This is a genomic window from Paenibacillus sp. (genome assembly GCF_048976745.1).
GTDB lineage: Bacteria > Bacillota > Bacilli > Paenibacillales > Paenibacillaceae > Paenibacillus.
Map to the genome: position 1 here is coordinate 172,150 of NZ_JBHGUU010000009.1, position 22,412 is coordinate 194,561.

Annotated in this window: 18 protein-coding genes; 17 read left to right on the top strand and 1 reads right to left on the bottom strand. The window is 43.1% G+C overall.

Features of this window, described 5'->3' with window-relative positions:
- Positions 1–121: 121 nt before the first annotated feature.
- From ACE3K2_RS16405 to ACE3K2_RS16425, 5 genes are all read left to right on the top strand, one after another.
- Positions 122–1,300 (top strand): hypothetical protein, encoded by a 1,179-nt coding sequence (locus ACE3K2_RS16405; RefSeq protein WP_421892236.1) that lies wholly within the window; start codon positions 122–124, stop codon positions 1,298–1,300.
- A gap of 136 nt (positions 1,301–1,436) precedes the next feature.
- The gene (locus ACE3K2_RS16410; protein WP_421892239.1) at positions 1,437–2,507 is read left to right on the top strand and encodes a hypothetical protein; all 1,071 of its coding nucleotides are present in this window, start codon (positions 1,437–1,439) and stop codon (positions 2,505–2,507) included.
- Between the two features lie 664 nt (positions 2,508–3,171).
- Positions 3,172–4,575 (top strand): hypothetical protein, encoded by a 1,404-nt coding sequence (locus ACE3K2_RS16415; protein ID WP_421892242.1) that lies wholly within the window; start codon positions 3,172–3,174, stop codon positions 4,573–4,575.
- A 65-nt stretch (positions 4,576–4,640) separates the two neighbouring features.
- On the top strand, positions 4,641–11,447 hold the full coding sequence (locus tag ACE3K2_RS16420; protein WP_421892246.1) for a polymorphic toxin-type HINT domain-containing protein: 6,807 nt from the start codon (positions 4,641–4,643) through the stop codon (positions 11,445–11,447).
- Positions 11,448–11,466: 19 nt separating this feature from the next.
- Entirely contained in the window at positions 11,467–11,928 is a 462-nt protein-coding gene (locus ACE3K2_RS16425) for an Imm8 family immunity protein (protein ID WP_421892249.1), read from the top strand.
- A 1,072-nt stretch (positions 11,929–13,000) separates the two neighbouring features.
- Here ACE3K2_RS16425 and ACE3K2_RS16430 read toward each other — a convergent pair.
- Positions 13,001–13,903 (bottom strand): ArsR/SmtB family transcription factor, encoded by a 903-nt coding sequence (locus tag ACE3K2_RS16430; protein WP_421892252.1) that lies wholly within the window; start codon positions 13,901–13,903, stop codon positions 13,001–13,003.
- A gap of 179 nt (positions 13,904–14,082) precedes the next feature.
- Between ACE3K2_RS16430 and ACE3K2_RS16435 the strand changes: the two genes are divergently transcribed.
- From ACE3K2_RS16435 to ACE3K2_RS16490, 12 genes are all read left to right on the top strand, one after another.
- Complete coding sequence (locus ACE3K2_RS16435) at positions 14,083–15,573, top strand: glycoside hydrolase family 43 protein (protein ID WP_421892255.1); 1,491 nt, start codon at positions 14,083–14,085, stop codon at positions 15,571–15,573.
- A gap of 157 nt (positions 15,574–15,730) precedes the next feature.
- Positions 15,731–16,276, top strand: a complete 546-nt coding sequence (locus tag ACE3K2_RS16440; RefSeq protein ID WP_421892258.1) for a GrpB family protein — start codon at positions 15,731–15,733, stop codon at positions 16,274–16,276.
- Positions 16,277–16,338: 62 nt separating this feature from the next.
- Entirely contained in the window at positions 16,339–16,740 is a 402-nt protein-coding gene (locus ACE3K2_RS16445; protein ID WP_421892261.1) for a hypothetical protein, read from the top strand.
- A gap of 28 nt (positions 16,741–16,768) precedes the next feature.
- Entirely contained in the window at positions 16,769–17,050 is a 282-nt protein-coding gene (locus ACE3K2_RS16450; RefSeq protein ID WP_421892264.1) for a hypothetical protein, read from the top strand.
- A gap of 16 nt (positions 17,051–17,066) precedes the next feature.
- Complete coding sequence (locus ACE3K2_RS16455) at positions 17,067–17,603, top strand: GNAT family N-acetyltransferase (RefSeq protein ID WP_421892266.1); 537 nt, start codon at positions 17,067–17,069, stop codon at positions 17,601–17,603.
- A 28-nt stretch (positions 17,604–17,631) separates the two neighbouring features.
- On the top strand, positions 17,632–18,117 hold the full coding sequence (locus tag ACE3K2_RS16460) for a DinB family protein (protein ID WP_421892268.1): 486 nt from the start codon (positions 17,632–17,634) through the stop codon (positions 18,115–18,117).
- A gap of 14 nt (positions 18,118–18,131) precedes the next feature.
- Complete coding sequence (locus ACE3K2_RS16465) at positions 18,132–19,022, top strand: aminoglycoside phosphotransferase family protein (protein ID WP_421892271.1); 891 nt, start codon at positions 18,132–18,134, stop codon at positions 19,020–19,022.
- Positions 19,023–19,155: 133 nt separating this feature from the next.
- Positions 19,156–19,503, top strand: a complete 348-nt coding sequence (locus tag ACE3K2_RS16470; protein WP_421892274.1) for a hypothetical protein — start codon at positions 19,156–19,158, stop codon at positions 19,501–19,503.
- 239 nt (positions 19,504–19,742) lie between these two features.
- Positions 19,743–20,747, top strand: coding sequence for an endo-1,4-beta-xylanase (locus ACE3K2_RS16475; RefSeq protein ID WP_421892277.1), 1,005 nt, complete (start codon positions 19,743–19,745; stop codon positions 20,745–20,747).
- 47 nt (positions 20,748–20,794) lie between these two features.
- Positions 20,795–20,965, top strand: coding sequence for a hypothetical protein (locus ACE3K2_RS16480; protein WP_421892281.1), 171 nt, complete (start codon positions 20,795–20,797; stop codon positions 20,963–20,965).
- A gap of 95 nt (positions 20,966–21,060) precedes the next feature.
- A complete protein-coding gene (locus ACE3K2_RS16485) occupies positions 21,061–21,387 on the top strand; it encodes an immunity protein TriTu family protein (protein ID WP_421892284.1) in 327 nt (108 codons plus the stop codon).
- Between the two features lie 128 nt (positions 21,388–21,515).
- Positions 21,516–22,334: a purine-nucleoside phosphorylase gene (locus ACE3K2_RS16490; protein WP_421892287.1), complete on the top strand. Its 819-nt coding sequence runs from the start codon at positions 21,516–21,518 to the stop codon at positions 22,332–22,334.
- Positions 22,335–22,412: the final 78 nt, after the last annotated feature.

Below are 22,412 nucleotides of genomic sequence, written 5' to 3' on the forward strand. Positions count from 1 at the left end.
GTTATATCTGAGATAATGTGAAAGCTGTTAGATTTATCCTGCTGGAGAGGTTGGTGGTAGTATAAGAATGTTATAGAATTTCAATGATCTAACGAGACATACATACTAGGAGGAATACCAAGTGCAACATCAACAGCATAATCTTTTTAAAAGGACTTTTGTTATTTTTAACGTGTTTATTCTATTGTTCGTGGTAGCGGTACAAGTAAAAGCGGAGGCTGCAAGTAGAGACTTTGCTTCTGGTGAACTGGAAGCGGGTGCTATCATGCAGTGGGGTGGAACAGCACTCCTTGCAGCAGCGGAGAACGCAACCGGTATTGAACCCGCTATTATGGAGCAAGTGCATGACTTTGGAAAACAGGCTTGGCAAGATGCGGATGCGGCTACAAAAGCCGCTATTACGTCTTCAATCAAGGGTTTAGATGATCTTTGGGGGACAAATAGAAAATATAGTCTTCAATGGGACTCAGATGCACAAATTTATCTTGTGAAAAAATTTGATGAATATTTCGGTGCGGGAGCACTAATTAAAGCAAATAAAATTGTCAAAGTTGCAACTGTAAAGTCTATTATTCTAGCTTCTAGGGTGAACTACGGAAATAACATATTTGGAGATCTTGGCTTTATGGGTACTTCTACTGGGCGAGACATGATCCTTTTAGAGGTAAGTGTAGATACAATGGGCCGTGTGTCGGTGAGCTTCAATGTTCCCTTCACGTTACCTCAGGCTTTAGCAAATGAAAAATTCCCTAACGCTCTCGCTGCTTACTATGCAGTGGTGAAAGAATTAGGAATCAGACCAACATTCCAAACAGTAAGACCAACTTTTACAGATGTATCTCAAAGCACCCAATACAAACCCTTATCATATGCAAAAACATTCCCTACACGCTTGACGATCCCCGCTTTAAAGGGAATTTTGAATAGCCGCGGAGAAATAACGACTCTTGAAAAACCGAACATCGGTCGAGTTGGGAATAGCCTTACTGGAGAAATTGCGATTAGTTATCCTACCTATATTGGAGATACGGGTACGTTTACTTCAGCAGACGCTGTGACTGTTGCCCCTCCTGAAGTACCGGTCGGTGGAGGAAATGGTAATGGAGATGGCGGAGCAACGGATTCCCCAATGTACTCTCCACTAGATCTAATTGTTTACAAAGCAATGTTGCAATTTATACAGGATTATCGAGTTAACCATTCAAACAACTTGGACCAATTACTTGAATACATGAAATTAAATGATTCTGGTAAGCCGTCAAATAAAGAAGCTTGGAACACCTGGTTGGGAAGCTTTTGAAATTGAGCGTATGCCTTGCTAGTCAGTTTGACTAGTGAGGCTTTTTCTTGCTTGAACCCAATCACAATAATGTCTGGATGTCTGGTACACCAAACATTAGCATAAATTACCGAAGCAATATCAAAGGAGAATACATATGAAGTATTTAAGAATGTTTATGTTATCAAGTGCACTACTAATGATTCTTGCAGGATGTTCATCCGATAAGTCTGAACAAGTGGAACTTGAAGAGATAAAAACGGAGCAACAGCAGCCCATCCAGGTGGAGATATCTGTGAATGCAGAATTCGATAGAGATGATCGACTCGCGATTAGTGGTAATACGAATCTGCCGGCAGATATGGAACTGATGTTATCCGTGAAGAGTGAAGGGGGATACAGCGCTCAGTCGAAGGCCTACGTTTATAACAGTATGTTTCAAAGTGAGCTGTTTACTTCAGGCGGGAAGGGGCTTCCAGATGGTAAGTATATTGTCTCAATCACTACACCTACAGCCAATGTACAACCTCAAAATGTGAAAGAGATTATAGGTGAACAAGGCATCAATCTGTCCGGAGAGTATGTGAAGGATGACGAGATATGGGGAAGAATGGTTGAGTACTCTTATGAGTTTAGTAAAGGAGAATCTTCAGCTCAACTCATGCCTGAAGATGATCAGGTTTGGTCCACCATTAATGGATATCTAGCGACTGGCCAATACCTTGAGGTAGCTAAGTTTGTGGATCAACTTTCGAATCCAAGCAAAGACATTCAGATGATGTACAAGTACGCCATGTACCATGTATATGGACAGGACGGAGAAGATGAGAAATCACTTGAATCACTTTATGCTATACCTAGAAGTTATACCGGTCACAACGCTGACTTGGTTTCATATTACAAATATACCCACGAATCATATGAAGAAGGACGCAGTGATCCAATGATAAGCTTCGATGATTACATAAAACTGTACAAAAACGGAGAGATGGTAAAGGACTCATACGCATCTTACCGCTCTGAACAAAAACAATCATCATCTCGAGAAAGCGACTCCTATAGTGGAAACACGCAAAGTACAGATACTTACATGGAGAAAACGCCAGTGTATGATGATAGTGGAGACTACAATAAGTATGGCGAGTACAAGCCGGTTGAAACAATGACACCCGATGAAATACGAGCTGAGCTAGAAGCAATATTAGAGGATGCAATGTATGGAGAGTAATCTAAGCATGCATAAATCTAGTTGTCACCGCTTTACAGAAGGGAGGATTGGTATTGTCTAAATCGGCTATGTTGAAGATAGTAGCCCTTGTTTGGATATCTTTTGGAATCTTGGCGCCCATGGGAATTGCACCTAAAGAGGTGTACTTTGTGACCTATCTTCCAGGATCGGTACTGTATTTGGCCATCCTTTATTATGAGTTTAAGAAATCTAAAGACTAAAAGAGCCTTTTAGACGTTTCATTTGTTGATGGAAGCTGATCTATAAATGCAATTATTTCTTTACTCAGAGAATTTGGATAGCATTAGATTTTATACGGCCACTGAAGAGATTGAAGAGTCTACCCTTTGCTAACTGTTGCTCATTGAATATAAAACTTAAGCTAATCGATACATAATTTAGATAGATTAGAGTGAGGAAATATGAGATATAACGGAAAAATTATAAAATAAAGTTTTTTTATTTAATAGTTGTATATTATTCGTCATAATCCTACATGAAAATACAAAATACACCTATTTACGAATGGATCATTATTCGGGCATAATCAGATAATTCTAAGAAGAATGGAGATGAAAGGCTTACTGGATCAGAAGAAGCATTACGTAAAGTAACTATGTGTCATGTGTGTGTTTGAGACAGAAATAAGGAGATGAAGAAAGCGATGAAGTGGAATAGAGTTATTAATCTATTACTCGTTATACTGGTTGTGGGAAGCGTTGTATTTGAACCTTCCGCTAAAATTTATGCGGATCAGCTAACATCTAAAAAGCCAATGATATATACGGGAGGTAATTTTTCAGGAGTTATAGATTCAGACGGGACAATTTGGAGTTGGGGATCTAACAGTTATAGACAATTAGGCAGAGAGGAAGCCACATTAGCGGATGATCCATTTCCGAAGAAAGCGAGCTCGGTGACAGTAAAACCTGTTCAAATTAGCGGTTCTTCTCGTTCAACGTTAGCTTTGAATTCTGAGGGTGAAATAATGGCTTGGGGTTCTAATGGCAATGGTTGGCTTGGAATCGGAGATCTTGATGGGAAGATACCTTCACCTGTACTTGTAAATTCCAATCTGAGACTATCAAATGTCATTTCCATCCACGGTGGGACATACAATGCATTTGCAATTCGTGGTGATGGAACAGTCTGGAGTTGGGGAGATAACGTTAATGGACTAATGGGTAATGGTATAAATTCAGGTTCTGAAAAATACGCTACTCAAGTAAAAGGACCTAATGGCGCTGGTTATTTGACCAGTATTACTTCATTAGTGTCTGGTACTAGTCATATTGTTGCAGTTTCTAAAGATGGTACGCTCTGGGCATGGGGGGATCATGGCGCTGGATCGTTGGGTGTAGCTGGGTCAAACATTACAAGGAGCTTTTTTCCGGTACATTTAGGTGCTAATTTTAACAAAATCAAGGATGTCAGTGCAGGTACATACTTTACGGTAGCTTTAAAGTCCGACGGAACAGTATGGAGCTGGGGACTGAACAACGAAGGACAGTTGGGGGACGGAACAAGGCAGACCCGTTCTGCTCCTGTACAGGTTGTGGGACAGTATGGAAAAGGTTTTCTGGATCAAGTCGTAGCCATTGAGAGCGGTGATAAACACACCCTGGCTTTACGTGCAGACGGTACAGTCTGGAGTTGGGGAAGTAATAGTAGTGGGCAAGCGGGTATTAAGTGGAATTCTTATAGTAACTCTCCGATGAAGCTTGAATTCAAGAATACTCTCGGAAAATCGGTGAAGATTCAAAGCATCAGCACCAGAAGTAATCATAGCGTCGCTCTATCCGTAGATAATGAATTGTTCACTTGGGGGGATAACTCTAATGGTCAATTGGGTGTTGGAGATAAAGTAAACCGGACTTCTCCTGTCCAAGTAGACTGGCATGACAGTATTACTATTTCAGAACCCGCTTACACTACTTCGTATGTTTACGATTCGAATGGAAGATTGCTTCGCAAAACGATATCCCGTAAAGACGGAGTAGCATCTACGTACCAGTACACCTATGATCGCAACGGTAACCTGAAAAATACCCAGATTATTAAGCCGTAACTATATTAAAACAGAATTATCATTAAAAAGCGGTTTACACTCAGTTGAAACGGAGAGAAGTTCACTTGAAGAAAAGCACATATAGAAAATACATATCCATCTTTCTCATTATCGCGGTCATCACAGGGCTTTTCGGAAATGTAGTCCCTGCGGTTACATATGCCGAAGAACAAAGAGAACAACCCGAACAAAACGTATCCACAGGGCAAGGTCCTTCTCTATTAGAGTCCCTTCCTCTCATTGCCGAGCAGTTTGACAGGACCGAAGACTTTTTCCAAGGTTACCTCGATCAGGGATACACGTTGAATGAAGTGATTACCGCTCTATATAAAGCCAGAGAGGAACAGATTGGATTCGACGAAGCTTTACAAACTGTTCGTCCACAGGAGATTAACGAATCCGCCACAGTCACCAGTGATGTGTATACAGATCCCGCTGTTGCCGCCGAAACGTCGATTGCTGGCGTGGAAGCAGATCAATCCGGTATTATGCAGCGGTATGAAACGTTTGTGGTAGAGGAGGAACTGACGGCCCCGCCGGAAACGGAGTTACAGAATGGTGACGAGGCGGAAGAAGAGGAAGAAGGCAATGCGGAGGCTGAGGAAAACGATCAGGCCGATCCAAGTGACGAATCAGATGACTCATCGCCTGAGGGGGAAACGAACTCCGACGGCACATTACCGCCAGTAGAAACGACAGACAATGCTGAGAATGCAGCTCAAACTAACCAGGATGTAGGTCAACAAACTTCAGCGCCTTCAAGCGAAAATATATCTAGCCTTGAAGAGAAGCCTGCTGCTGAGCAAAAAACAACGTCATCGCCACAGGGAAATGAAGTTAGTCCAGCTTCTACACCTAAGGAATCAAAAACTATTTCAGAAAAAATAACCAGAACAAAGCCTGAAAAAGGACTAGCTAAAGAGAATAAGGATGCTTCTGTTACAAACGAAAAGCAATCGGAGGTCTCATCAACACGAAAGCAGAAAACGAACTCTGATGCGCAACCGCTGGCAGGACAAACATCTATCAGCATCCCAGATCCAGGAAAGCATATTGCAGAAAAAGCACCGGTCTATAGCAAAAGGTCCTTTAATGAGGCCCCTTATACAGTGGGTGAAAACGGAGAGACCATTTCGACATTAAGTGGCGGCCTTATTTTAGAGCATGTTGATGCGTCCTTACCTGGCCGTGCAGGTATGTCATTTGCACTAGAAAGGCAATATAACTCTACCTTAGCTCAATTTTATGATCCAGTTGTAGGAACGAATACATATGAGTATCCGGTCTATAATTATTTTCTCACGTACCAGGCAGCCAAGAAAAAAATAATTACAAAATATCATGTCAAATACAGATTAAACAAATGGGTTCAGGAAGACTACAATGGCGATGGAGTAAAAGATAATGACACAATCGTTGTGGAGACTCCGACTGTATTACAAGGCACGTATACTACAGAAACTGAAGCTCGGAAAGCGGCAAATACCCAGATCGTATTTTGGAATCCGTCTGAAAGTCGCATAGAGCAACAGACCCGTAGCGGTAGCCTGAGTAGCCTTCCTACGAGCTTAAACTATAGTCAGGGTGGATACAGCGGGACATTGAACAAGTCAGGTAGTGCACAGGTCATTTCTGGACAATATCAGCCTGCCCGTACAATTAACGCTCCAACACAAACTTGTACCAATTCCATCCCTGGAAAATATGATGCCAAAGGCAACTGGACGCAAACCAGTTCGGGTAGTCCATGTCCGGAAACAAAAACAGCGACTGTGGAAGGAAAGACGATCACGCTCACCCGTTCATCGGTGACAGCTACGAAAGCTTGTCCATCACCGGATAAATCGGTAGCGAACTATGTGTGTACCAAAACATGGGAAGCTCGCTATGATGGATCAGTATCTGTACCAGCTTCAGACACCCGAATTTATTCTCAAACCTATTCGGGTAATGTCGTTAAGCCGGGCCAATATTCCTCAGAACGTTATGATCCATGGATTGCAGGTAAGGCTCCTTACCAGTATCGTCATGCGTATGCCGTGCGAGAACAGCCATGGGTAGAGCAGGAAATTACAGAAGGCCCCGGTGAAACCATTACTTTATTCACGGATGGTACACCAGACTGGTCTACAGTAAACAATTTGAAAAACAACGTGAATAGTAATCCTGGTAAAGATATTTCTTCTTCTATGATGGATAGTGGTTACAATTATTATCTTGCCTCTAATCCGTCTGCGGAGATAAGAGCGTACCAAGTAGGTAGTAACACCGATGTCACATACTATAACAAAACTGTACCTGCCGCTGCGGAAAAACGAGCACCACTTGGCAAAGGATGGTCTTGGAAACTGCCTTATATTGAAACGGAAAATAGTAAATCCTATGTTGTCATGACAGATGGTGGCCGCTACGAAATTGCAGGTAATACGCTAAAAGGCTATGACTGGGAAGGCATCACCGTTCGTCCGGACACTTCAGTCAAGGTAGGAGGCGATGAATCTGCACAAGTAATCGTTTCAGCAGATGGACTGAGTAAGCAGTATTTTAGCGTAGATGGACGGTTAATACAGTTATCAGATTCACGAAATAATGACATTCAATTCTTCTACGAATTCAATACAGCATATCAAAGCAAGCTACTAACCAGTGTGAAAGATGCATTGGGCAATACAATCCAAATTACTTACACGCCATCTGCAGTGACAATCACTCAAGGTGAGCGAATAGTCACTTACAACAAACAATTGAAAAATGGCGTAGAATTACTCGATTCTGTCATTGACCCGCTTGGTCGTAAAACTACTTATGCATACAAACTTGCCGATGCCAAATTCAATCTGCTAGGTTTTAGCCCAGAACGGGCAATATCTAACCCGTACGCATTATTAACTGGGGTGCAGCATACAACCGGAGCTAAAACGGTGTATGAATACGAAAATAGCCCGGTGCGTCGTTACATTGGGGCAGATTCCTTAAATGAAGCATACCGTGTACTGACTCGCAAAGACCAAATCTTATATGAGAGTGGAAAAGTTGAGGACTACAATCGACAAACCGTTAGTTATACGTCTGATCTGGGCGCAAGCTATGGACAAAATGCTACGTTTAGCACGATTATCAGTAGCGGCTTGACCGAGAGTCAGTCGACATATCGGAAAGTATTTGTGAATAGCGAAACACCAATCTCATTTTATAATGATCGGACCGTGCTAAGTGCCGATGGGCGTGTGGAGACGTCAACGTATACGTATGGCAAAACCGTCAAGGGCAGAGCCTATCCTGTTGCCATTCCAACAGTGACTACAATTAAAGATAATAAGACAAATGAATCCTTGACCACTACAGTGCAATACGACGACTATGGCAACGTGACGTCGATGACAGATGCGACAGGAAAAGTAGTAACCAGCACTTATGACGGTACGAGGCAATGGCTGACCAGCGTTACTGAATTAGTGGATCGGAGCAATAAGAAAGTTACAACACTCACTCGTAGTGTGCAAGGTGACATCACCAATATTGTCAGTCGTCAAGGTAGCAACAGTGGCAAGCTGTTGCAGCAATCCGATTATACCTATGATGCCTATGGAAACTTGCTGACCCAACGTATTTCAAACGATACACAGGATCAAGTGACCACAGTGGAATACGATACTAGGTACCAGCAAGCTTTTCCAACAACAACAAGTATCGCTGTGACGGACATTAACGGGAAGTTGAGTACCGTGTCCACTGGAGCTCAATACAATCCAGTAAGCGGTAACCTACTTAGTTCAACGGATGCGGCAGGCCGTACGACTCGTTATCAGCAGGATGCACTTGGTCGAACAATAGAAGTGGTCCAAACGGATGGCAACGTGTTGCGTGCCTCTTACGATGATACCGGTAATAAAATCATCGTCACCGATGAAACCGGACAGCAGCATGTCACCCAATGGAATGCGCTTGGGCAGGAGATTGAATCAGGGTACTATACTGGAGGAAACTACGTGGTTGCTAGCCGTACCGGCTATGACCCTTACGGACGTACGATATGGTCCGAGGATGCTCTAGGAAATCGAACCCGTGCGCAGTATGACAGCTGGAATCGCATTATTTCCACGACAGGGGCCGATGGTGTTGCAATTAATGTGCAATTTAATGACGCTACTCGTAGTGTGACCACCACCGATGCCGAAGGGTACACTCGCATTCAAACCGCTGACATGTGGGGTAACCTATTGCACGTGCAAGAGAAAACGCAACAAGAGAATTCATTGCGAACATTGGAGAAATATAACTATGATGTGATTAGTGGAAACTTGCTGGAAAAAACGGATGGCAACGGTAATATTACACAATATACGTATGATGTGCTCTCCAGACCCCTGATGGTAACCAGCCCCAATGGTGAGCAAACGACCTACGTATATGATCGTCTAGGCAATCTGGTTCAAACGACTGATGCCGCAGGCTATGTGAAAAAACATCGTTATGATGAGCTGGGCCGCCGAATTCAAACGACGGACAAGTTAGGTCAGGTAACCCAGAGTATCTATAACCCGGATAGCAGCCTGAGCCAGTTTGTGGATCGTAATGGCAATACGTTTACGTACGTTTATGATGCCCGAGGCAACTTAGTGAGCAAGAGCAGTCCGGAGGAAACGATTCGCTTCACCGTTGATGCAGTAGGCAAACGCACAAGCATGATTGACCAGACGGGCACAACGACATACGAGTATGATCCAGCCACCGAGATGCTCACTCAAATGAGATATCCGGACGGTTCAACCACAACATTTACGTATGACTTGAATGGTAACCGTACCACTATGACAGGGCCATTCGACACCACGGTATACTACGGTTATGATGCAATGAACCGTCTGACATCAGCAGGCACAACGCCAGAACGTTCGGATGCGAAGTACAGTTACTATTTAAATGGATTGAGCAAGGAAGCGACGTTGCAAAACGGTGTACGGGACGCAAAACAGTATAATGGGCTCGATCTGATTGAACTGTCGCAAAAGAGAAATGAGACGACCCTGCAAAATTATGGCTACCGCTATGACAACAACAAAAATATCCTGGATCGTACTCAGACCGGTTCACAGGATACGTTTACGTACGACAAGCTGGATCGGATTTCCACCTCAAGCGTGAATAGCGAGGAGTACGCTTACGATAAACAAGGTAATCGCTTGACCCAAACTTCCGATGCTGAACCTAACATTTCAGATGCTTTGTATACGTACGATATGCGGAATCGCCTAACGAGCGTACAGAAAAACGGTATCCAGGTCGATTACACGTATAACGGCGACAATCTATTAGTCGAGCGTGTGGAGAACGGCGTGAGAGTACGCTATTACTACGATGACCACGCTCAAATTATTGCGGAAGCTGAGGTCACAAGCGGTACACCAGTGCTGAAAGCCAGCTACATCCGCGGAGCAAAACTCGAAGTTATCCAGTATGGTGATGGTAGCAAAGCGTATGTACAAGTGAATGGGCATGGCGACATTACCGAGCTGCGCGACGTGAACGGAGAATTGCTCAATCGCTACGATTATGACATCTGGGGTAATACGCTGTCTAAAGAAGAGAAAGTGCATAATCCGTTCCGTTACTCGGGTGAGTTGTGGGACGACACGACTGAATTACAATATTTGAGAGCACGCTGGTATAACCCTGCTGAAGGTCGATTCCTGAATGAGGACACGTATAATGGCGAACTCGATGATCCGCTGACTCAAAATTTGTATACGTATGTGCTTAACAATCCATTACGCTATGTAGACCCCACCGGGAATAAACAATGCGAAGGAGCAACCACGTGTGAAGGCGATTCGGTAGAAACGAAGTTAAGAAATATGATTTACAACAAACTTCAAGCCGGTTCGTACAATAATGTGGATCAATTTGCTTACGATATTGGAACGTTAATGATTCATATTGATCAAAAAAAGGCTGGATTAACATTTAATGCGGATACACGAAATCTATATCGTAAAATGGCTAAATTGGCGGTGTATGGGGCCGAAAATGAGGTTCGAACATACGGGCAAGTCGATATGGGCAACCTTGCAGCGTTATTTTTTGTAGGATCGGTAAAAGGAGCAGCCTCCAATGTTCTTAGCGGCAGGTTCAACTCTTGTAATTGCTTTATTGCCGGAACCAAGGTACTGACATCCGAAGGAGAGAAGAATATCGAAGACATTGAAGTCGGAGATAAAGTCCTCGCGAAGTCGGAATATGATTCAGATGGAGAGTTGGCTTACAAGGAAGTCACTACTTTATATCGCAACCAACGTGATGATATCATTAAGTTACATGTTGGAGAGCAAGTCATCGAGACAACAAATAACCATCCGTTTTGGGTGGAAGGCAGAGGCTGGGTCTTTGCAGATGAACTTAAGGTGGGTGACAATCTTCAAAAGGCTGATGGAAGTAATCTAACCATTAACAAAGTTGAGTTTGTTAAGCTGGTTGAGCCAGTAACGGTTTATAACTTTACGGTTGCGGATTTCCATACGTATTATGTTACTGATTTAGGGATTTGGGTGCATAATACAAATTGTTTCACTGGTTCGGGCGCTGACTTAGCTAGGCTAGCCAACAATTCTAAGAGTAACGATGGGCTTTCAGGTACTGCACCTTTAGGTACAGTTTACGATGGTGCGAAAAGTTTTGTAGGTTCTAATTATACTACGCTGAACAAAAACGGATATACATGGTATTATAGCCAGAATGGTACAAAACGAGTGAGAGTTATGAATAAACAAGGAAAAGATGGTATACTTGAAGCCAATTTTGAGACTTTTAACGAAGGTTTTAAATGGAATAAAGTAGGAAATAGACTAACAAATTATCATGTTGAAGTAAAATAAAAGAAAAGAAGTGAGTGACGTGATAAAACCTGTTTTGAAAGATCTCATCATTACTGGAGATCCTAATATTTATGGAAAATTGCAATTTACAGAAACTGAAGACATCGGAGACGACTTTTATTTGTCGGGCACAGCTTGTATCGGAACTGAAGATTCTGATGGTGAGGATAATTTTGATTTTACAATCATAACGCCGAAAGCGCTCGAAAGAGAACTTGGAGATAGTTCAGATATCATACTGGGTGCAGGGTGTTTTATTGTAAATAGGCTTGATTTTGAATTGATTACCAAACAAATCAAACAAATTCTTCTAAAACATCAAGGGGAGAAATGGGAGGATATAGCAAAAAGTCTTGCTCCTTATTTCAGCTGGGAATATACTGATTCCGTACGTTTGAATGGTGAGGAAGAGCTTCTTGAGATGATTAAGAGGCATTCGGATGAGAGCGGAGATGATCCAACGTTCCCCTGTTTGGAGTGAATTAGAGTTAAAGACAGCTCATGGTGAATGTAAACGCCATGAGCTGTTCATTACCATATGGTGCTGAGATGGAACACTAGTACAGCATGAATTAAAATATCAATCAAGTTGGTGGAATTTAAGGCAGTAATGCTTTAATTGACTCTGATTGGTTTTACCTAGTAACCTTGTAGGGCTTTTGCCTTTCAAGGTTATTTTTTTTTGCAACATTCTTCCTAGTTCACGACGGATTGCAATATAAAATGCGAAACTTCTTGGCAACAAATATAAAAAAACAGTCCATGGCCGGATTCGTGTAGAATGAACTAACCAAAACAAACGATCACAAGGAGATGTGGAGATTTCCTTAGATTATTTGCCGTGAGTTAGAGCGTACAGCTTCATTTCAAGTCTACGAAACAGCAGAAGGTTAACATCTTATCAGGAATGTCGTGAGTTTCTTAATGTCCAAAGGTAAACGTTAAAAACCTGCAGAAACTCGCGGTAAATTCTTCATAGGCAGAAACATCTCAGATCGTCCCAAAGAGGTCCGTTCTCGTGAAACGTTTGGACATTGGGAACTGGGTACCGTTGTACTGAATCGTGGGCAAAAGTAAAGGATGCGTAGTCACACTCATTGAACGTAGAATGCTTCTTTATATCGCTATTCTCATGCCTGATCGTAAAGCAATGTCCATGAAGATTGCGGCTTGGTGTAGCCATCTCACAGCTGACCGAGGCAAGGAGGTTGCATGCTATGCGAACCTAGAAACGTCCCAGGGTGTGCATGTTTTTTTTGCTGTCCATATTTATCCTAGAAACGAAGTTCCAACGAATAGAAATGAATTAATTTGAGTGTTTCACCCCAAGGGCACAGATTACACCAAAGTGGAGGATGAATTTTTCGCCCTGTTTGCTCAAAATCTACATTTATCCATATCGAAAATATTTAAAGCCAAGCAGGAAAGCGCTGATGTGGATCGCGATTGCTGGTATCTTAGTTGGTGAGAAATTTTTACTGTCCGATTTATACTATTTTTTCTATAAAATAGGTATTTCCAGACACCAAATGATTAGTTAAGACAACAAAAAGTTACCCCAATACACGAATAACAATATCCTGATCATGGTTACCAAAACCGGCACCATAGATTGTTAATCCACCTACGTTGGAGCTTTCCTCGTCAACCGTGAAACGAAGCGTCCAGAACGGTTCGCTAAGCTTAATATCCGCGAGAGTAATGTCTGACATTCGCTCACCATCCATATACGTACCAGAGGCATCAATGCGTATGGTCTTCAATAAACCGTATTGATTCACATTGCGATGCCACCATTCCGGTGTATATTTGCCGCGTGCCGCTCTGCCAAAGTCGGCAGGGCTTGTCCACGTTCCGAGAGAAACACCATTGAAAGTGAAACGAATATCCGAAGGCCAATGATCCCGTAATCCCGGAGCCTCAGAGGCCAGTTCCATCGAAATCTCAATAGCATCAGTTGTCTGATCCGGTAGTACAAAGTTAGGTGTTTTATATTCAACATAGCCCTTGCCAAACCACAGAATAGCGGCGTGTACCCGCTCGGGATCAAGGAAGTAACGCGGATCGTCCCATACGCCGATTTCTTTCTCAAGTGTGCCTAGCCCACAGGTGGGGTGGATATCAAAAGAAGTATAGTGTCCAACGGATATTGTCTGCTCTCTGGTTCGTGAAGTTTGGCTTGCGGATGGCAGCTCGATCTCAATCTGATTTTGCTTGAGGTAACATAATTTGTGTGTTCCTCCGTTAATACGAACTCGTCTGCTCCCAATTAGACCCGCATCCTCCAGTTTGCGAATATGCATCGTGACAATGGAGGGGCTAAGTTCCAATACTGACGCAATATCCTTCACATTCATTTCGCGATCTGCAATCATATCCATGATTCTCCATCTGACTTCGCTTGCCAGCGCCTCATATAAAGGAAGGAACTGGGGCTCCCCATTTGCTTTGATCATCTGTACAACTCCTAACCTCAATCTTCTAAAATCACATATATATTAATTTAATAAAATTAGCTCCAAGATGCAATCCAGATTCATTGCAAGTTTATGGTCAATGGTGTTTAATTTTTTTAGTTGTTATGAAGTTGAATTCTTATATTTGTGAATTTTATAATAAGAGATGGAGTGGAGTAATGAAATACAATAACCCTGTTGTAAAAGGTTTTTATCCAGACCCTAGTGTGATTAAGGTCCATGACACATACTACATGGTGTGCAGTTCTTTTCAATATTTTCCGGGCGTACCGCTCTTTGAAAGCAAGGATCTGCTGAATTGGAAGCAGATTGGTCATTGCCTCACTCGTAAAAGCCAGATTCAGCTCGAGACGGTGAACAGCTCCGGGGGCGTATTTGCTCCAACGATCAGGCACAATGACGGGCGTTTTTATATGGTCACAACCAACGATACAACGCATCAAAATTTCTATGTCTGGACGGATAATATCTACGGAGAATGGTCTGAGCCTATTTATGTGGATCAAGGCGGGATTGATCCCGATTTGTATTTTGAAGATGGAAAGACCTTGTTTATGAGCAACGGGGTCGATGATCAAGGCATTGGCGGAATTGTACAGTGTGAGATTGAGATCGAAACCGGTCGCAAATTGACGCCAGGTCGGACCATCTGGAATGGGACAGGTGGACGATATCTGGAAAGTCCGCACCTCTATAAAATAAACGGTTATTATTACCTGCTTGCAGCCGAAGGCGGCACCGAATATGGTCATATGGTTACGTATGCCCGGGGAACTTCATCTTCAGGTCCGTTCGAAGCCTATGAACATAATCCGGTTCTGACCAACCGCAATCTGGGCGGTTATGAACTCCAGGGTGTGGGGCATGGTGATCTGGTTCAGGATGATCTGGGAAACTGGTGGCTCTTTCACCTGGGATTCCGGCAGATCGGCAGGTGGGCTACGTACCATCATCTGGGCCGAGAAGTATTTCTGACTCCGATTACGTTTGGTGAAGACGGATGGTTTACAGCCGGGCATGAAGGTACAACGCTGATGAGTTTTGAGACTAATCGGTTCCCGGACACGGTGATCCAGCAGGATAAGAAGAGTTATACGTTTGAAAATACAGACTGGAGCCTCGACTGGTGTTACCTTCGTCATCCAAATAAGGACCATTATCAGCTTGAATCAGACAAGCTTACGCTAACAGGAACCGATGTAACGCTGGACATTCCGGCATCCCCTACGTTCATCGGGCTACGTCAAAAAGATTTTAATGCCACGATTTCAGTCGATGTTAGTCTGACGAATGGGGAGGCCGGTGTCACGATCTACATGGATGAGAATCATCATTATGAAGTGGCTATTCGTCAGGAGCAGGACGGCTATAAGGTGATTGAGCGTCTGAATATCGGGGATATCAAATCGATTGAACATGAAGTGGATCTGGGAAATCAACAGCATGCAACGCTGATGATCCGCTCAAGCCAGGAACGCTATAGCTTTTCGCTTCAAGCAGATGATGAAGAGATTCTGCTAGGCACGGCACAGACGAGATACCTTTCTTCGGAGGTGGCTGGAGGTTTTACAGGCGTACTTATCGGGTTATACGCGACTGGACAAGATGCTTCGGCTGAGTTTACTAATTTCCAATGTGAATATCATTAAGAAATGAAGAGGAGGGCCTAAGGGTCCTTCTCTTTTTTAAATTTGAGAGAAACTCATATTAACTATATGGCATCACTAAATAATCTACATGTAACAAAAGGTCGGAAGAACGTGTTATTTAATTATATAGTTTGAGTGAATACCAAGGAGGAGTTGTATGGAGGATCAATGGAGAATCGCAAAGTATGATCCGGCATGGCCTGTTGTGTTTCTCGAAACGGGTTCGAAATTAAGAGTAACTTTAGGTGAAAAGGCTGTGCGAATCGATCATGTTGGGTCCACTTCAATTGTCGGAATAGACGCCAAACCTATCATCGATATACAAATATCTGTTTCTAATGTTGAGAATTTGTTGGACTACAAACGTGAGATCGAAACCGTCGGTTTTGTATTTAGAGCAGAAAATCCAGATAAGACTAAACGATATTTTCGTGAAGAACCCGGAAACAGAAGGGTACATATACACGTTAGACAGGCAGGCAGTTTCTCTGAGCAGATGACCTTGCTGTTCAGAGACTATTTAAGGGAGCATCCAGAAGATGGTCTGAAATATGCGGAAGAAAAGCACAGACTCATGTCATTGTATAAAGATGAGCGTCCCAAATATGTTGAAGGAAAAGGACCGATGGTGTGGAGCATATTACAGAGAGCACATCGTTGGTCTCAAGAAATCGGATGGCAACCGACAAAATCTGACGCATGAGCACATCCAATGAATAGAGATAACTGTATTGAAGTGATGAAATGAACATGGGAAGAAAGCTGATGACAACCGTTCTAACCATCATTTGTTTTACTTTGGCTGCAAGTATCATATCGATGAATGAATCCTACAGTTTTGATTTTTACATTCTTATTTATCTGGTATACGCGACCCCCCTGATCCTTTTGATTGGGCTACCTTTATCAATATTGCTGGACTATCTTCTCAGCCGAATACAATTCGTCAATCATGTGTTGTATCTGAGTACGAGGATATTGGGTTATGCATGTGCTGGAGTTCTAGGCATGTATATCTATTATGTGCTCATGGGAGCAGGAGAAGAAATATTGAATTTCAAAGAGACGTTAGTTCTGACCTTATTTGGCGTTCTTGCTGCCATTCTATTTGTACTGATTGATATGGGATTGGAGGCTTTGTTAAAGACGCGAAGAAGAAAGAGTTGAATTAATTGATTCGTCAGGAGGAGAGGTATTGGTTATTAACAAAAGAATCATGAATCTATCAGCCTGGCTTGCTGTATTAGCCATTCTATGTATTCCTGGAACTTTACATACGGAAGATGGACCGCTCCGAACAGAGTATGGTTTCCCGCTCCGATTCTTTACGGATTATCATATTGCCAACTCGGACGGAACAATCTGGTTTATATCTGGCATCCATTTAAATGTACTTTTATATTTGTTCAATGTCCTGTTTATTTATGCAGGTATTCATGTGATTTTGTATATTAAAAAGAGATTAACCAGAATGTAAAAATGGAGTGATGACGATGAAACAACTTCCAGTAGAATGGAATTCAGACAGACTTATTGTCTCGAATGTGAGAGAGTCCGATATTCCTGAACTTCAGTCAATTTATGATACCAGTCGTTACTTACATCAATGGGATGGACGAGAGCATGATCTGAATTATGTGAAAAAATGTTTTGAAGAAGGCCACCTTCCGCCGGGAGGCAGGCTGGAGAATTATCGAATTCAATCCATTCGTACAGCTGAGGATAACCGCCATATTGGTTTGTTAAGTGTATATCAGGGGTACCCCCTGGAGGATTCGATTTATCTCGAATTTCTATATATCCGGAGCGAGATCCAGAAGCAGGGATATGGACAAGAATTAATTCAGGCACTAACTCTGCACTGTTCCGAGCTTGGTTACAAGGAAATTCGAATTAACGTGGCGCTCAAAAATTGGCCTGCATTACGTTTCTGGATCAAATCCGGATTCAATCGGATTAGCGGAATTTATGGTGATCTTGAACATTCGGAGGATACCTTTGCCAATACAGAATTGATCAAATCTCTCTGAAAGAACCAATGAAAAGGGGAATATACCAATGGAAACTTTCTTTCGATACAACTGGATCGTGCGTGAGCAATGGTATGCATGGTGTGAAGATTTACCGCTTGAAGAATTGCTTCGGCCTCGGACGGGCGGAGTAGGCAACATATTACAGACGTTGTTTCATATCATTGATGTAGAGTGGAGCTGGCTTCAGTTGCTTCAGGGCAAACCGGATGATGCAGAAGATTTTGCAAACTATCAGAATCTTGAGGCGGTAAGACGATTGGATCGCAGATTACGTCCGGATGTGGAGGCATTTGTTACAGCATGGGAGCCGAGTATGGAAAAAAGAGCTTATATCGATCCTCGCTCGGCTGGCAAGCCTGATACAGATTCATGGGGAGAAGTTATGCGACATGTGATCGCCCATGAGATTCATCATATGGGGCAACTATCGGTATGGGCCAGAGAATTGGGCAAGCAGCCGGTATCTGCCAATGTCATTGGCAAAGGTTTGATTGTACCTGAATTAAACTGAGAGGTGGTCATACCATGGAGGAAGGGGAAACGTTGACGATCCAACTTGCCCAAGTGGATTGGATACATCTTGATGAGTGTGTCCAGCAGGTGATTGAACAGGAGGTTCAGTTCGTTCCCTTGGCACCTGGACTGGAAGCGACTGTGACGAGAATCGAAATGGGTGATCAGCGGTACGTATTGAAGGTCTGGGACAAGGATTCCAAACCGGATATCGCCAAACAATATCGGTTATTGTCCAAGCTTTATCAAAGTGGAATTCGTGTATCTAAGCCGTACGGTTGGGGATTGGATGAACAACAGAATCAAGTGCTGTTAACGAGTTATGATGGAGAGCCAATTATCCAATTAACCCAAACCAAACTGACACATTTGGCTGAAGGATTAATGGAGGTTCATCGGTATCCGGTGAATAGAGTGGGTGTTGGAAAAGATGAAGAATACATATCCAAGTATGATTTTGTTGAATACTTTTTTCCTCAGATTGAGTCGCATGGAGATATACAAAATCTTCTAGCAAACCTGATTCAGCATGTCCAGATCAGACAGGAATGTCTGATTCATGGCGATTATAATCTGGGAAACATTCTTGAAATGGACGGTCATTACACCATTATCGATTGGACCAATGGGCAGTATGGTGATCCAAGGTACGATATGGCATGGTCTGTTTTTCTGATTACCTTCTATAATGGGGAAAGTTACGGCGAGGTGTATCGCGCTGAATTTGCACGTGCTGCGAGTGATGTGTACACGCTGGAAGAGGAAGAGATTTTTGGAGCAATAGCTTGCCTGCGCTGGATTCTCTTAAGGCGCGTTGGGGATGTACCTATGGGGCCCGATGTCATGGAAAGGGTCCACAGCATGACTGTCCATAATCCATATTTGAATGAACATCTGCTGTAATCATAGTCACGGGAGCCAAGACAATAGTATACAATTTAATGAGAGTTAGACTATATTTTTTCAAATAAAATAAACAGCCTGTCCTAAATGAGCGATCCTCGCATACCTATGATAATAGAGGAGCGTGATCCATATGGAGCAGAAAGTGAAATCTTACTTTGAACTAAAGCAGCAGCAAAAAGATATTGAGCAACAGTTGTCTGTACTACGAGATGAGATCGTTGCATATTGTGCAGAACAAGGGGTTTATGAGACGCAGGTTGGTGGTTACTCCGTGAAAACAGTGCTTCAGAACCGGAAGGAATACGATGATCAGAAGCTGTATGCTTCTCTTCCTGACCCGGACATCTGGCGATTGTTGTCCAAGGTAGACAGTCATAAGTTGAAAAGTCTGATCAAGCTGAACATTCTGTCCGAGGAGCAAATTAACCCGGCATGCACCGTGAAACAGGTGACGTTGTTACAGGTGGACAAGCTGTAACATTTCATCCCCTTTCGTACTTGAGTTGAATTAAACGGAACATCACGATCACATGGCACCCTCCGCGAAATAGTTTTGTTGCTATGAGCAGCGGAGCGAATGTGGAGGTGTTTTTGTTTTGCGAGCAGGGCGCAAGATTCATAAATAGTTAAATATGAGGGGGAAGAAGTATAATTTGTTCATTGTAAGCGTATTCAACAAAAGATATGATGGATAAAAATGGGTAGGGGGAATTGTAAATGTCGACGGAAATTCCATCATTACATGCTGCTTATGCCAACAAGTTCAAAATAGGTGCTGCTGTACATACAGGCATGTTGCAGTCCGAAGGGGAATTTATCGCGAAACACTTCAATAGCATCACGGCAGAGAATCAGATGAAATTCGGAGAAATTCACCCGGAAGAAAATCGTTATGTTTTCGATGCGGCAGATACAATTGTTGATTTTGCTGTTGCTCAAGGAATGGGGGTTCGCGGACATACCCTTGTCTGGCACAATCAGACATCGAAATGGGTTTTCGAGGATAGCTCAGGTGCTCCCGTGTCCAGAGAACTATTATTATCTCGCTTGAAGCAACATATTGATACAGTGGTAGGTCGGTATAAGGGGCAAATATATGCATGGGATGTCGTCAATGAAGCGATTGAAGATAAGACCGACCTCTTCATGCGGGACACAAAGTGGCTGCAACTCGTGGGAGAAGACTATCTGCAGCAAGCATTCAGCATGGCTCATGAAGCAGATCCCAAAGCCCTTCTTTTCTATAATGACTACAATGAGACCGATCCGGTCAAACGGGAGAAAATATACAATTTGGTTCAGTCTTTGCTGGATAAGGGAGCGCCTGTACATGGAATCGGCATGCAGGGACACTGGAATATCCATGGTCCTTCCATTGAAGAAATCCGAATGGCTATTGAACGATACGCTTCACTGGATGTACAGTTGCATGTTACCGAGCTGGACTTGTCGGTGTTCCGTTATGAGGATCGTCGAACCGATCTTACTGCGCCCACTCCGGAAATGGCCGAGTTGCAGGAGCGTCGATATGAAGAAATCTTCGATCTGTTCCGGGAATATAAATCATCCATTACCTCAGTGACTTTCTGGGGAGTAGCGGACAATTACACCTGGTTGGATCATTTTCCGGTACGTGGACGCAAGAATTGGCCCTTTGTATTTGATCAACAGCTGCAGCCAAAGGACTCATTTTGGCGTATAATTAAAGATAACGAAAGTTAAAAAAATCAGAGTATGAGTCAAATTTCTGATCGAAATGAGATGAGTATATGGATTCCATCCGTAACTACCTGATGACATTTGCAGGGAACTTGGTGGCAGCCTATTTTATTTTTGAAGAGGGCACGCTGGCCAAGCCGATGATGTTTGCCACACTTATGATGTTACTGGTCATGCTGATTGATTACATGAAGAGCAGAAACAAATATTCATTGGAGTAGCATGCCTCGATATGGTTTTAAGCGATCCTGTGACACAGGGTCGTTTTTTTATATAAAGAAAATGAATGTTAAAGTAACAGCAAGGAGGGCACGTTTTGCTATGGAATCGATTCAAACAGTGGGCTGAACAGCAGGCAGATTGCTTAAAGTCTCTCCACATATCCACGGAACAGAGAGAGCATCCCGATCATGATAACCACAGCATTCCCGATCCATCTACCGGATACGTACATGAATCGAAGTGTGCCATCGGTCAGGTAACGGTTTGGGAGTCCGGACAAATGGAATATGAGGTCATTCACATTGAGACGGAAGTGCTGATATTGTGGAAGTACATTGAACGGATCGATGAGAAAGAACCTGATTTTGATGAACTTCTTACAACTTATTTTCAAGTGGTACAGTCTGGACAAAAGCCTTGACCGGGATTGACTAGGTTCTCCCTGCAATGATTCGGATAACAGCTTCCATTTACATCAGGACCATTGTTCATTACACTTGATGAGGAGTACCTCGTTAACTCAATTCAGATCATCAGGAGGACATCATTATGCATCAATCCGCACATATTCAGGAAGCAAGAGATTACATATTAAACCGAATCCATACCAAACCTGCCGTAGGCATGATTCTGGGTTCGGGACTGGGAGCGCTCGCGGACGAGATTGAAAATGCGACCGTTATCCCGTATACAGAGATTCCGTATTTTGCTCAATCGGAGGCTATCGGTCATGCCAATGAATTGGTTATTGGTGAACTGATGGGCAAAACGGTTGTAGCGATGAAAGGCCGCCTTCATTACTATGAAGGTTTTACACTGGATGAAGTGACATTTCCGGTCCGCATCATGAAGGCGGTGGGTGTCGAGCAATTGCTTATCACCAATGCCTGCGGAGCAATCAATACAAGCTTTGAGCCAGGTCAACTGATGCTCATTACAGATCATATTAACCTGGTAGGCAATAACCCATTGATGGGACCAAATAATGCTGAACTGGGTGTGCGCTTCCCGGATGTGTCCCAAGTATACAATCGCGAACTGCGCAGCATTGCCCTTAAAGTTGCAGAAGCACAGAATGTTGGCCTGCAGCAAGGTGTCTATGCATGGTGGAGTGGTCCGGCATATGAGACACCAGCCGAGATTCGCATGATTCGTACGATGGGTGCGGATGCAGTGGGCATGTCCACAGTACCTGAAGCCATTGTTGCCATTCATGGCGGTATGAAGGTACTGGGCATATCCTGTCTGACCAACATGGCCTGTGGCATACTGGATCAGCCGTTAAGTCATGACGAAGTCATTGAAGTGGCTGCACAAGTGAAAACAACCTTTATCGGGCTTGTGAAAGGTATCTTGAAAGAGATATAATCGCGAGATTGTTTTTTCTAGGCCGCGATGGACCGGATAGAGTTTCCATCCAGACAAATCGAAACCACAAAAAAACGT